A 13,885-nucleotide genomic window follows, 5' to 3' on the forward strand; every position below is an offset into this window, starting at 1 on the left:
TAGGGAGGCTTTACATATGAAAGATCCACGTATTGAAAAGTTAGCATACAATTTAATTAACTACTCTATCCGCTTACAAAAAGGTGAAAAAGTATTAATTGAAAACTTTGGCTTACAAAAAGAACTTGTAACTGCACTTGTAAAAGAAGCATATGCAGCTGGTGGTTTCCCATTCGTCTCTTTAAAAGATCATCAAGTAGATCGCTCTTTATTAATGGGTGCTACTGAAGAACATTTCGAACAAATCGCTGCATATGAAGCAAGCGTAATGAAAGACATGGACGCTTATATCGGCCTTCGCTCTGGCGATAATATTAATGAACAAGCTGACGTTCCAAGTGAGCGTATGAAAGTTCATGGCCAAACAGTTGGTAAAAAAGTTCATAGAGACATTCGCGTTCCAAAAACACGCTGGGTTGTTCTTCGCTACCCAAATGCTTCTATGGCACAGCTTGCTAAAATGAGTACAGAAGCTTTCGAAGACTTCTACTTCGAAGTATGTAACTTAGACTACGGTAAAATGGATAAGGCAATGGATAGCCTTGTTACATTAATGAATAAAACAGATAAAGTTCGTTTAACTGGTCCTGGAACTGACTTAACATTCTCTATTAAAGACATTCCAGCAATTAAATGCTCAGGTCATTTAAACATTCCAGACGGTGAAGTATACTCTGCACCAGTTCGTGATTCTGTTAACGGTACAGTTTCTTACAACACACCATCTCCTTACAACGGTTATACATTTGAAAATGTACAACTTAAGTTTGAGAACGGTCAAATCGTTGAAGCAACTGCAAACGATACAGAGCGCATTAACAAAATCTTCGATACAGACGAAGGCGCACGCTACGTTGGTGAGTTCGCAATTGGCGTAAACCCATACATCTTACATCCAATGGGAGACATCCTATTCGATGAAAAAATCGATGGCAGCTTCCACTTCACTCCTGGACAAGCTTACGACGATGCATGGAACGGCAACAACTCGAACATCCACTGGGATTTAGTATGCATCCAACGCCCTGAATACGGCGGCGGCGAAATTTACTTCGACGACGTACTAATCCGTAAAGACGGACGCTTCGTTGTACCTGAACTAGAAGCTTTAAACCCAGAGAACTTAAAATAATAATAAAAACGCTCGGAATTTTCGCCGAGCGTTTTTATTTCTTCCCTACCATTTCTATTTTCACATGTGGATTTTCTTTCTCTATAAGCCCCAAGAATTCATCCATATTTTGCGGCATCGCAACGATATGTACTTTATATGCATTCGTCGTAATTTCAAGAGACTTTCCGACCTGACGTATAATTCTCACATCTTTTAATACAATATCATCATTTAAAATACCGTACTTTAATACGCCATTTTCTACTTTATGTTTTTTAATAAATACTTCCCAAACGAGTGGTACATTTACAATGAAGCATAAACCCATCCCAATCAACGCTGACATCCAATGCGCTTTATTAGTGAAAAGCATGACAATTGGATATATAAACATAAAAGCTAACGTAAGACAAACGAAAATGACTACTGACTTACTTCTTTGAATTGGAAAGTTCATACCTACACCCCCTAACCCAAATTATACCACTATTTCCATTTTGCTTCATAGAAAAAGGCCATTTCTAAATGACCTTTTACACAATGTACCTATAAAATTTCTTATCTACCTGTAGCACCGGAAAGTTTTTCGGCAACTCGTCTATACTCACACTTTCAAAACCATTCTTTTCATAAAAACGATGTGCCGCTAAAAATTTTACTGTTGTTCCTAAGTAAATATCTTTCAATTTTTTATCCTCAGCCCATGAAATTGCTGTTTGAAGCAACATATGTGACGCGCTCCATTCTTTTCCGCGAAACTCTTTCTTCACGAACATTTTTCTTAGCGCTACTTGAAGATTCTCAATATCTAATAAAGCTACTGTTCCAACTACTTTCCCATCATAAATTGCTACCCAAAAGTTTCCGTGATCCTTTTGATAGAATGTTTCTATTTCAAGTAAATCAGGTTGCTCTTCTTTCGTAATGGGAACATTATATTCTTTTTGCTGAATATGAACGATAAGATCTACTACTTCCTCTTGAAACGTACTTTCATATGGAACAATACGAATCTTCTCGTTCATCGAATCTCTTTCCATTCTGAAGCTAGTAAACTATATACAGCGATATCATGAAAATGATCATATAGCCATTCTTCATCTCGTAAAATACCATCTAACTTAAATCCTAAACGTTCTGGAATTGCGCGGCTCTTCGCATTTCCAACACCGCACCGAATTTCAATTTTATTCAACTTTAAATTTTCAAATGCATAGTGAAGTACAGCCTTTACGCTACGCGTCATAATACCTTTCCCGCCAGCATCTTCTGCAAGATAATACCCAAGACTCGTCGCTTTCTTCCCCCAGCTCACTGGATGAATACCTACCATCCCAACGAGCTTTCCTTTGTAACGTATGCCACTTTCAAAACCATCTCCCTCTGCAAATTTCTTTAACCACATCGGAAAAATCTCATCATAAGCATCAGCAGATTTCGTCCCATCTACCCAAGGGAGCCATCTTCGTAAATGATTACGGTTTTGATCTAATAATTGATATAATTCCTCTTTATGATGTTTTTCTAGTAATTGTAGTTCGATTTCGTCATCTACTCGGAGTGTGAACATGTTTTTTAGTCCCCTTTTTAATTTTCCTATTATTCTAACACTTATATTTCAAAACGCGTACCAATATATCAACGATTTTTGAAATATATCGAACACAACTCCATATATATAGACGTTTCAACATTAATGCACAACCACGACAACAAAAAAGACGCATAGCCAAGCTATGCGTCTTTCCTATTACTTCTCTGCAACTTGAACTTCTTTTACGTAAGCTGCTTCGAATTTTTGGATGTCACCTGCGCCCATGAAAATTAGAACGCCGTTTTTATGTTTCTTTAATACATCCGTTGTTGTATCTGTAATTAGTTCTGCACCGTCAATACGCTTTTGCAAATCTTCGATTGTTAATTCACCTTTGTTTTCGCGTGCTGATCCGAAAATATCACATAAGTATACTTGGTCAGCTTTGCTTAAGCTTTCAGCAAACTCATCTAAGAACTTTTCTGTACGTGAGAATGTATGTGGCTGGAATACAGCGACAATTTCACGCTCTGGATGTTTTTGACGAGCTGCTTCAATCGTTGCATTAATTTCTGTCGGATGGTGTGCATAGTCATCGATGATTACTTGCTCTCCCATCGGCTTTTCATTAAAGCGACGTTTTACGCCTTCAAAAGTTGTTAGCTGATGCTTAACTGCTTCTACATCAACGTTTTCATAATGGCAAAGTGCAATTACTGCTAATGCATTTAATACGCTGTGATTGCCGTATCCTGTAATTTTGAACGTGTCATAGTACGTATTACGAACGAATACATCAAAAATAGTACCATCTGTTCTCTTTTGGATGTTGCGTGCTTGGAAATCATTATCTTCTCCAAATCCATAGAAAATAACAGGTACTTTCGCTTGAATTTTTTGAAGTTCTTCATCATCTCCACATGCAATAATGCCTTTTTTCACTTGCAATGCCATCTCTTGGAATGCACTGAATACATCATTGATGTCTGCAAAATAATCTGGATGATCAAAATCAATATTCGTCATAATTGCATAGTCTGGATTATAAGACAAGAAATGACGACGATACTCACAAGCTTCAAATACAAAATACTTACTATTTTCTACCCCATGCCCTGTTCCATCTCCAATAAGGTAAGATGTTGGGTGTGCACCTTGCATTACATGGGCTAACAAACCTGTTGTTGATGTTTTTCCGTGTGCACCAGTTACAGCAACACTTGTGTATTGGCTCATCAGGTCACCTAAGAAATGATGGTAACGATGGACTGGGATGTTTAATTCTTTTGCTGCTACGATTTCTTCATGCGTATCAGGAAATGCATTTCCTGCAATAATCACTTGTCCTTCTTCTACATTATTCTTATCAAAAGGAAGGATCGAGATACTACGCTTTTCCAACGCTGTTTGTGTAAAGAAACGCTTTTCATAATCAGACCCTTGAACAGTATGCTTCATATCATGAAGAATTTGCGCTAATGAACTCATTCCTGTTCCTTTAATTCCTACAAAATGGTAAACTGTCATCTTAAAGAACCTCCAACATTTCGAACTAATACAACGGCCTATCTATAAGACAGTATATGAATCTTTTCTTATTTTGGTAATCATCATACATTTTTGATGTAGTGAAGTTATTTTTTCCCTTCACTTATCAGGATAAACTCGTACGTACTTCTTTATATGTCCATAACAAGTCCATTATAGCAAAAAAGAAGCCGCTATACTATGATAACAGAAAAACTGATAGGGTCAATCACCTATCAGTTTTTCTCTCTTTTACATCTCTTCTCTTTTTTCTAATTGAACACGCTCTAAACGTGGGTTTGGACGATATTTACGACCAGCTTTTGCTTCTGGTTTCCCATTTAATTCTACATTATCACCAGTAAAGCCAATATTCATTTTTAATAAGCTACTTCCTACCCCGTATATGTCAACAGGTACGTTTTGAGCTTCAAATTCACGAATACGCTTCTCATCAAATCCACCAGTTACAACGATGTCTACATGCTGGAATCCTTCTTCATCAAGTGCTTTACGAAGTGCGAATACAAGCGATGGGTTTACACCACGTGGATCGAATGTTCCAAGTACTTCTGGGTGGCGAATGAAGTATTGATCAATCATCGTGCGGGACGTATCTACACGTACACCTTTTAATGTTGATCCAAATTCACGCGCTACGCGAAGTGCATCTGTAATGACATCATTGTTGTAATCAATTAATACAACTAATTCATCTTCTGGGAATTTCTTATGATATGCTTTTGCCGCTTCTACAACATCACCATTAAACATTTGAATTAATGCGTGAGGCATCGTCCCCATACCACTTTTGCCCCACCATTCATTCATCGCATGCGTCGCTTGTGCGCTCATACCTCCGATGTATGCTGCATAACCGTCACCAGCTTGTTGTGTATAATGATCGTCACGATCTCCCATGAAAATAACTGGTTTTTCTTTATCTACGCTACGCGCAGCTTGGACAACGTTATATACGTTTGTCGCAACCGATGTACGACGAGCTAAAATCCCATCAATGACACCTTCTAAAAATCCGAAATTTTCATAAGGACCATGAATTGTTAACACTGTTTCAAATGGACTAATTTTATCGCCATCTTTTAAAGAGTTAATCTCAAGTTCCTCAGGATTTTTAGCGAATGTTTGTAGCAACGCAATTACTTCATCCGTTCCGCAAAGAACTGCATTTTCCTTTTGGAAAAATTGCATCGTTACAACACTTTTCGGGCGAAATTCTTCGATGATTTCTCTAGTCTTTAAAAAGTAAACGGCAGAGAACCACCCTTCTCCAACACGTTCGTCAAATTTAAATGTTTTATTTGTTAGTCTATTTATTTCACCTTTTAATTTTAATTCAATTTCTTTCATGTCGCTTTACTCCCTACTTTACTATCCAACATTTTCTCTTAGTATACAGCATAACCGTTTACTATACATTTGTTTCCTGCATAGCAGCGAATTCATCCTCAGAAATAAGGACATCTCTTGGCTTCGTTCCTCTTGCTTCAGAAATAATTCCTTGCGATTGCATCTCTTCAATGAGACGTGCTGCGCGATTATAACCGATGCGGAATTTTCGCTGTACAGAAGATGTGGACGCTCCCCCTTGTTCTACAACAAATTGACATGCTTCGAAGAACAATTCGTCTTCCGACTCAGCTTGTTCTGTTTTCGCTAATAAATCCTCTTGCTTAAATAAGTAATTCGGCTTCATTTGCTTTTTCACATGATCAACTGTCTTTTCAATCTCATCATCCGATACATATACACCTTGTACACGAACAGGCTTAGATGTACCGTTCCCTAAGAATAACATATCACCACGGCCAAGTAATTTCTCCGCGCCACCAATATCGATAATCGTACGCGAATCAACTTGAGATGATACAGTAAACGCAATACGCGTTGGAATGTTTGACTTAATTAAACCTGTAATAACATCTACAGATGGACGCTGCGTCGCTACTAATAAATGAATACCACAAGCACGTGCTTTTTGTGCAATACGACAAATCGCTTCCTCAACATCACCAGGTGCTACCATCATTAAATCGGCTAACTCGTCAATGACAATAACGATATAAGGTAATGTTTCTCCCGGAATTTCTCGCTCACTTACAATCGTATTATAACGAGTTAAATCACGAGCACCTGCGTGCGCAAACAATTCATAACGACGTTCCATTTCCTCAACTGCCCATTTTAATGCAGCTGTTGCTGCTTTTACATCCGTAATAACAGGTGCTACAAGATGTGGAACAGAATTGTATGGTGCAAGCTCAACCATCTTCGGATCAATTAACATTAACTTCACTTCATGTGGTTTCGCTTTATATAAAATACTCGTTAAAATCGCGTTAATACACACACTTTTACCTGAACCCGTTGCACCCGCAATAAGTCCGTGCGGCATTTTTCGAATATCCGTTACAATTGGATCCCCTGAAATATCAAGTCCAAGCGCAACAGTAAGCGGTGATTCACTCTTTGTGAATACAGGACTTCTTAAAATTTCGCGAAGAAATACTGGCTTACTTTCTTTATTTGGAACTTCAATTCCAATCGCACTCTTCCCTGGAATCGGTGCTTCAATACGAATATCTTTCGCAGCTAAGCTTAACTTAATATCATCACTTAAATTTGTAATTTTATTTACTTTCACACCTGGGTCTGGCTGCACCTCAAAACGAGTTACTGCTGGCCCTTGCGATACATTAATAACATGTGCTCCAACGTGAAAATTATTAAACGTTGTATCTAATAATTCTTTCTGCTCCTCTAACCATTCTGTATTATCTAACGCTGATTGCTGTGGAATCGACAACAGCGCTAATGGCGGAACAGTGTATGTCGGTGGTGTGTGCAATACATTTCGCATATCGTTCTCTCTTTGATTTACAACATATGCTTTCTCTTGTACTTCCGTACTTGAAATTGGCTTTTGTACTTGCTCTACCACTACTTGCTGTATTGGTTGTTCTTCCACTTGTGGCTCTGCTACTACTTGCTGCACTGGGTGCTCTTCCACTTGTGGTTCTGCTACCTCTTGCTGCACTGGGCGTTCTTCCACTTGTGGCTCTGCTACTACTTGCTGCATTGTTTGCTCTTCCACTTGTGGTTTTGCTACTACTTGCTGCACTGGGTGCTCTTCCACTTGTGGTTTTGCTACTACTTGCTGCACTGGGCGTTCTTCCACTTGTGGTTCTGCTACCTCTTGTTGCACTGGCTTATTCTCTACTCGTACATTAGCAGAAGGCTGCATTGCATTTGCTCTAGCTGCATGTCTTTCCATTAATCGTGTTCTATCTTGTTTCAACATAACAACATTAAATGGTACATGACGCTTTTTCTCACGTTTTGGTTCTTCTTTTTGTACAACTGGTTGTTCTTCTGCGACTGGTGTTTCCTCGGCAACTGGTTGTTCTTCTACGACTGGCGCTTCTTCTACAACTGATTGCTCTTCTACGACCGGTGCTTCTTCTACAACTTGTTGCTCTTCTGCGACTGGCGCTTCTTCTACAACTCGTTGCTCTTCTGCGACTAGTGTTTCCTCGGCAACTGGTTGTTCTTCTACGACTGGCGCTTCTTCTACAACTGATTGCTCTTCTACGACCGGTGCTTCTTCTACAACTTGTTGCTCTTCTGCGACTGGCGCTTCTTCTACAACTGGTTGTTCTTCTGCAATTAAAACATCCGCAAAGCTTTGAACATCTTTCTTCGTTTGTTCATCAGCCTCAGCAACATATATGAATTCACTCTTTTGTTCAATTGCTTCATCTTCTTGCTGAATTTCCTCAAGTGCTACAAATGTCTCTACTACAGGCGCGTTTATTTCTGCAATTACTTCAGCTTCTTCTGACTCTTCTGCTTCCGCAATTACTTCCACTTCTTCTGACTCTTCTACTTCCGCAATTACTTCAGCTTCTTCTGACTCTTCTGCTTCCGCAATTACTTCCACTTCTTCTGACTCTTCTACTTCCGCAATTACTTCAGCTTCTTCTGACTCTTCTGCTTCCGCAATTACTTCCACTTCTTCTGACTCTTCTGCTTCCGCAATTACTTCTACTTCTTCTAGCTCTTCTGTTTCCGCAATTACTTCTACTTCTTCTAGCTCTTCTGTTTCTGTAATTACTTCTACTTCTTCTGACTCTTCCGCTTCTGCAATTACTTCCACTTCTTCTGACTCTTCTGTTTCCGCAATTACTTCAGCTTCTTCTAGCTCTTCTGTTTCTGTAATTACTTCTACTTCTTCTGACTCTTCCGCTTCTGCAATTACTTCCACTTCTTCTGACTCTTCTGCTTCCGCAATTACTTCAGCTTCTTCTGACTCTTCTGTTTCTGTAATTACTTCCACTTCTTCAGGTGCCTCTGTTTCCATAACTACTTCTTCAAACTCTTCCGTTTCTGCAATTACTTCTACTTTTGACACTTCTTCTAGTATTTCCACAATGATTGTTTCTTCAAGTTTTTCTTCTGCTTTGACAATCACTGATTCTTCTGGAGCTTGCTTTTCTACTTCAATAGTAGGTTGTTTTATTTCTGTATTACGTTTAATTTCTTCTGATAATATTGTATCCTCGTGCTCTACTTTAGAAGCTACTAATTCTTCTTGTAGATTGTTTTCGTTTAACACCACTACATCTTTTTCTAGCTTAGCACTTTCCATCTGCTCAGCTACTGTTTTATGAAGTAATTCATCCGCTGAAACTTCCTGCGGTGTACTCATTTCTTGAATCACTTCTTTTTCTTCTACTAAAGGCACTTGGCGTTCAATTTCATAACCGTTTTTCTCTAGCCATTGATCAACTACTGACTTTTCTTCCTTTTTATTCTCTTCATATTGTTGCTCCCCTTGCTGGTTAGCAGCTCTATGACTAGAAGAAGTTGGTGCTTGTCCTTCTGAGAAATCAGATAATGTATATCCTTTTTTCTCTAACCATGCATCAACGACTGATTTACCCTCTACAGATATTTCAAGGTCTTCTCTTTCCTTTACTTCCTCCTGCTTTTCTTCCTTTTTCTCTACTGAAGGACGATTATATCCATAAATTGGCGAAATCATTTCTGTTGGACGAAATGGTCTACGGTTACTCTCTTGCGAAGGTACAGATGCCTTTTTAACGACAGACTCCCGCACCGGTTCATATTGCACTTCCGGCTCTTCATATGTAGAAACTACCTTTTCCACATACGGTCGTCTGCTTCTTTCCACCTTTATTCCTCTTTGGGCAGTCGGTTCTTCATATGTTACTCCTTGAACAGGTTGTTCTTCGAAGCGATTTACTTCGCTTTCATCCACTTCATCGAACCCATTATCCGGTACTAAAGGAAAACGGCATTTACCTGCATTCCTACTTGCCATTTGTGCTTCTCTTGCTTCAGTGTAGTGGTTTACACGAGGAATTTTCGGCTGACTTTCAATTTGCTTTGGTACTTCTTTATTCATCGCTGTTTGTTCTTCCTCTTTGTTAAACAGCTTTTTCATCCAATCTAACATGCTTACCACTCTTTCTACTAAATAGTAACATCCTTTATTGTATCAGCATTCGGCAAAAAGTGCAGGTAAAATTAAGCATGTCATATTTATCCACAATATTCTAATTTACGAGTGTTTCATATGAAAAAACGCAGCCTTTCATATAAGACTGCGCTTAAGCTTTACTCTTCTGATATGCATCTATGCTATCCGTTACACTTTGCAATAAAGAATTTACATATTGCGGGTCAGATAATTTTTTATCTTCTTCATGGTTTGACATAAACCCAAGTTCTAATAACACACCAGGAACCTTTGCCCAATTAAATCCAGAAAGATCATCCCGAAATTTAATTCCATTTACTTTTACTTGCTGGTTCTCCCTCATTTTATTTACAATCATTTGAGAGATTTGAAGACTTTCCGCATAAATCTCTTTCGTATACGGACTTCCTTCTGCCGGCGTCAATACAGCGAATCCACTTTGGTTTGGATTTTCAGAACCATCTGCATGAAGACGTAAAAATAAATTAGCCTTATGATTATTTGCGAATGTCGCCCTTTCTTTATTACTTATATCAACGTCTTGTGATGTTCTCGTCATTAATACTTGTATCCCTTTTGCTTCAAGCTTTTCTTTTAATAAAAAAGCCATTTCTAATACAAGTACAGCCTCTCTCTTTTTCGTCACAACACCTGTTGTACCGTCTGTCACTTTATATTTTTGCGTTGTTGCCCCTGGTCCAATCGGCTCTAAATTTAAATTCGCTTTTTGTTGATGCCCTGGATCAATAACGACGAGAAACTTCTCTTGTTTTTCATTACTCTCTATTTTTTGTTCATTATTTTGCACTGGTTGCTCAGTCGGCTGCACTGGCGTAGTTTCTTCTTTCTTTTCATCAGATGATACTTCCTCTTGCTTATGTTCTACTTGGTCATTCGTTTGAATTGCTTGCGATTCTTCGTTCTTTTCTTGTTCTTGCTTCTTTTCTACCGGTGCGTCTTCTTTGGTATCTTTGTTTTTCTCTTGTATAGAAGATGTAGTTTCTTTTTTCGGCTGCTCTTGTGAACAACCGGCCATATATATTCCAATGAATGCAATCATGCTCATTATTTTTATATACTTCATACTTCTCCCCCATCACTTTGCACCGGATTCAAAGTTTTTCTTATAATTGCCCTATAATCTCATCTATATTTCCAATATAAACTGGCTGCCATTTTTCTGTACCACGTTCTGCAGTATAAAGCGGATAAGCGGCATCATCTATATTTACGAAAACTGGATCGCCCATATCCGTTTCATATCCAATTGTAATCCATTCTTCTTTCCATTTTCCGTGTTCTTCACTTATTAATGAATTTTTATGTTTATCGTATCGGTAACCGATTTGTCCTTTTTCTAATTCACTTTCACTAAACAAATATATTTCATAAGTACCTAGCTCAACATCTTGCTGTTTTGAAGTTTCAATTCGTTTTAGAAGTTCTGCGATTTTTGGTTGCTGTTTCATACGTCTATCTCCTTCTATTTTTCTAAATTTTAACTAGTTTGTTTATAAAATACAATATAGATTTTAAGAAAAAAGGTGACATCCTTATCATATTAACAATTTTTTGAATATATCTATCACTACTCTCAATATATCAACGATTTTTTAAATATATCTATCACTATTCTCAATATATCAACGATTCAACACGAAATTTCGAATTACCAACAATGAATGCAAAAAAAAGAGAGGTTGTCCAAAAGGACAACCTCTCTTTTCTTATATCAATTAAAATTTGAACTCTTGTCCAACTTCAAAGCTATCTTCTAATACAAGAATACCTTTTTCTTGTGGAGCATCTGGAAGCTCTAATTCACGTGCAGAGCAGATCATTCCAGAAGAAGGAACACCGCGAAGCTCAGCTGGCTTGATTAACATACCGCTTGGCATTACAGCGCCGATTTTTGCAACGACAACTTTTTGTCCTGCATCAACGTTTGGTGCACCACATACGATTTGTAATGTTTCTGTACCGATTTCTACTTTACAGATGTTTAACTTATCAGCATTTGGATGTTTTTCTTTTTCAGCTACATAGCCTACAACAAATTTCGGAGAAAGATCTGCTTCTACTGTTTCTTCAAAGCCATTCTTCGCTAAAATTTCGTTGATTTTCTCTACAAGCTCTTTCGTTAATGTAAGGTTGCCTGTTTCTTTTACTTCTAAGTAAGAAGATGCATTAAAGATGTTGAATCCTGCTGTCTCGTTGCTTTCACGATCGTATACGCGTGCAACATCTCCTTTGCGATCAAAAGTACGGTTCTCTAAAGTAATATCTTGTAAGGCAACAATTAAAGTGTCACCAATTCCTTCAAGGTTGTAAAAAACGTTCACTTCGTTCATCCTTTCTCTTTTCCATCTGTCTTCTTCCGATTTTTCGCTAAAATAAAGATTGGTTCAAATTCTCCATCTTCATATACGAATGAAAGTGATGTAATCGGAACATGCCCTTCGGCAAAAAATTTCATTGTCATTTGTGCAATAATATCATAACCGATTTCGTTGACGATATCAGCAATAATTAATACATCTTGGTGAGGAACAGCAACAACCATGTCACCAGAAATCTTTTCACGCATCGATTGTAGTAACGATTCGTTTAAAATACGAGTCGCGTCATACCCATCATTTGTGTTTAAAAAGTAGAATGTATTCCCCGCTACTGTGTCTTGTTTAAATTCATAACCTAATGAGCGTGCGTTGAATAATGCCATTTCACGCACTTGCTGTTCTGTAAGTTCTAATTTTTGTAATAGACGCTCGTCAATTAGTCGATACGTTTTATTCGAATCTAACGCATAGTAAATACGTGTTTCCGCCGTATGATCCGTCATAATAAACGGATTTCCTTCTTCTGCTTGTTTCGGGAAAGAAGTAGAGCGAATAACAGGTAAAATTTTCGCTCCGCTATTTTCTTCTTTATGCATCGCAATTAGCGCTTCTTGTACGTAATAAGCAACTTCTTCAATTGCCTTTTCTTTGTTCACTTCCCATTTTGCCACAACTCCTGGAAGCGATACGTTAATACCTTTTTTGGAGTCTTTTTGTTCAATACGTAAAACTTCTTTCTCACTATCATACTGAAAGTCCCATTCTGGGCGAGATAATTTCTTTATTAACTCATCTTTCATCTTTTTACTTGTCATCTTCATCTCTTTTTCCTCCCTTCCAAAAAAATAACCTCCCCCGCGAAGGTAGAGGTTGTTTTACAATTCAATTGGCAAATTGCCTTATTTTAAACCTTCAATGAACTCTTCGATTTGTTCTTGTGTTTTACGATCTTTGTTTACATAGCGACCAGTTTCTTCACCTTTATTGTACGCTACAAAGCTCGGAATGCCAAATACGTCTAATTTTACGCATAGATCAATAAACTCATCGCGATCTACATAGTAAAATGAGAAATCACTATATTTCTCTTCTACTTCTGGCATAAATGGGTCTACAAAGCGGCAGTCTGGGCACCATTCTGCTGAGAACATAAAGACTACATTCTCTTCATTTTTTAACTGTTGGAATTGCTCCATGCTTTCTAATGACTTCATCTATATTTCCTCCTCTAACGGGTACATTTTTCATGTTATAATCTTTCTTTTATACTACCATACATCGCGCACGGTGCAAGGTTTATGCTTGCTTTTTGTCATACTTATATTGCCCAACTAACAACTTAACAACGTGTACAAATAATTCCGTACGGTCGACATAATCATCTGTAAAAATACCGATCGCACCTTCGTGACTACGAATATCTTTTCGCTGCACAAACTCTTCCATCACTTCGCTTAATTCCTTACCATCTTCAAGAGGTGCTAAAAAATCGTCTGGTAACGTAATACGCGCTCCTCCGGCCACAAATACTTTCCCATCACTTGTTGCTAGCGCGCCCCAGTTACACATAAATAAACCGTGCTCCGTTTTCATTACGCCGCCTTCTAGCCCAATCCCAATTGGAGCTTCTCCGTCCTCTAGCGCTCGCTTCGCTCTATTGATCGCTCCTTGCATCGTCTCTTCATCTGAGAAAGGCTGAGCTGATACTCCTGACGGAACAGAAAGAGATGTAATTTCAGCATCTTTCCAAACCTTCTCCACAGCGCCAACCTTCGTTTTATTCTTCGATCCAACTACTACTTTCATTTCGTTCACCTCTATAAAAATTCATCATTCTATTCTAATAT

13 protein-coding genes are annotated in these 13,885 nt (G+C 38.2%); 1 reads left to right on the forward strand and 12 read right to left on the reverse strand.

The window, feature by feature from the left end:
- The first annotated feature begins 16 nt into the window (after positions 1-16).
- Positions 17-1,132: an aminopeptidase gene (locus DN407_RS23175; RefSeq protein WP_000654731.1), complete on the forward strand. Its 1,116-nt coding sequence runs from the start codon at positions 17-19 to the stop codon at positions 1,130-1,132.
- A 34-nt stretch (positions 1,133-1,166) separates the two neighbouring features.
- On the opposite strand, the gene DN407_RS23180 is transcribed toward DN407_RS23175, so the two are convergent.
- The 12 genes from DN407_RS23180 to DN407_RS23235 form a co-directional block, all read right to left on the reverse strand.
- Positions 1,167-1,571 (reverse strand): PH domain-containing protein, encoded by a 405-nt coding sequence (locus DN407_RS23180; protein ID WP_001010627.1) that lies wholly within the window; start codon positions 1,569-1,571, stop codon positions 1,167-1,169.
- Between the two features lie 76 nt (positions 1,572-1,647).
- Positions 1,648-2,139 carry a GNAT family N-acetyltransferase gene (locus DN407_RS23185; protein ID WP_025966469.1) on the reverse strand — a complete coding sequence of 164 codons (492 nt, stop codon included), beginning with the start codon at positions 2,137-2,139 and terminating at the stop codon, positions 1,648-1,650.
- A complete protein-coding gene (locus DN407_RS23190; RefSeq protein ID WP_149216658.1) occupies positions 2,136-2,684 on the reverse strand; it encodes a GNAT family N-acetyltransferase in 549 nt (182 codons plus the stop codon). Before DN407_RS23190 ends, DN407_RS23185 begins: the two co-directional genes overlap by 4 nt.
- 180 nt (positions 2,685-2,864) lie before the next feature.
- Positions 2,865-4,175, reverse strand: a complete 1,311-nt coding sequence (gene murC, locus DN407_RS23195) for a UDP-N-acetylmuramate--L-alanine ligase (RefSeq protein ID WP_000219468.1) — start codon at positions 4,173-4,175, stop codon at positions 2,865-2,867.
- Positions 4,176-4,427: 252 nt separating this feature from the next.
- A complete protein-coding gene (locus DN407_RS23200) occupies positions 4,428-5,546 on the reverse strand; it encodes a nicotinate phosphoribosyltransferase (RefSeq protein WP_000658370.1) in 1,119 nt (372 codons plus the stop codon).
- Between the two features lie 61 nt (positions 5,547-5,607).
- The gene (locus DN407_RS23205; protein ID WP_149216659.1) at positions 5,608-9,675 is read right to left on the reverse strand and encodes a DNA translocase FtsK; all 4,068 of its coding nucleotides are present in this window, start codon (positions 9,673-9,675) and stop codon (positions 5,608-5,610) included.
- A gap of 154 nt (positions 9,676-9,829) precedes the next feature.
- Positions 9,830-10,783, reverse strand: coding sequence for an N-acetylmuramoyl-L-alanine amidase (locus DN407_RS23210; protein ID WP_000874039.1), 954 nt, complete (start codon positions 10,781-10,783; stop codon positions 9,830-9,832).
- 40 nt (positions 10,784-10,823) lie between these two features.
- On the reverse strand, positions 10,824-11,168 hold the full coding sequence (locus tag DN407_RS23215; protein ID WP_000813342.1) for a hypothetical protein: 345 nt from the start codon (positions 11,166-11,168) through the stop codon (positions 10,824-10,826).
- A 267-nt stretch (positions 11,169-11,435) separates the two neighbouring features.
- Positions 11,436-12,050, reverse strand: a complete 615-nt coding sequence (gene ytpR / locus DN407_RS23220) for a YtpR family tRNA-binding protein (RefSeq protein WP_001006761.1) — start codon at positions 12,048-12,050, stop codon at positions 11,436-11,438.
- Entirely contained in the window at positions 12,047-12,859 is an 813-nt protein-coding gene (locus tag DN407_RS23225) for a DUF1444 domain-containing protein (protein WP_000784588.1), read from the reverse strand. Before DN407_RS23225 ends, ytpR begins: the two co-directional genes overlap by 4 nt.
- Before the next feature lie 78 nt (positions 12,860-12,937).
- Complete coding sequence (locus tag DN407_RS23230; RefSeq protein WP_000838193.1) at positions 12,938-13,252, reverse strand: thioredoxin family protein; 315 nt, start codon at positions 13,250-13,252, stop codon at positions 12,938-12,940.
- A gap of 82 nt (positions 13,253-13,334) precedes the next feature.
- Entirely contained in the window at positions 13,335-13,844 is a 510-nt protein-coding gene (locus DN407_RS23235) for a DUF84 family protein (protein WP_000869937.1), read from the reverse strand.
- Between the last annotated feature and the right edge of the window lie 41 nt (positions 13,845-13,885).

Origin of the sequence: Bacillus sp. JAS24-2, from assembly GCF_008274905.1 — a bacterium.
GTDB lineage: Bacteria > Bacillota > Bacilli > Bacillales > Bacillaceae_G > Bacillus_A > Bacillus_A cereus.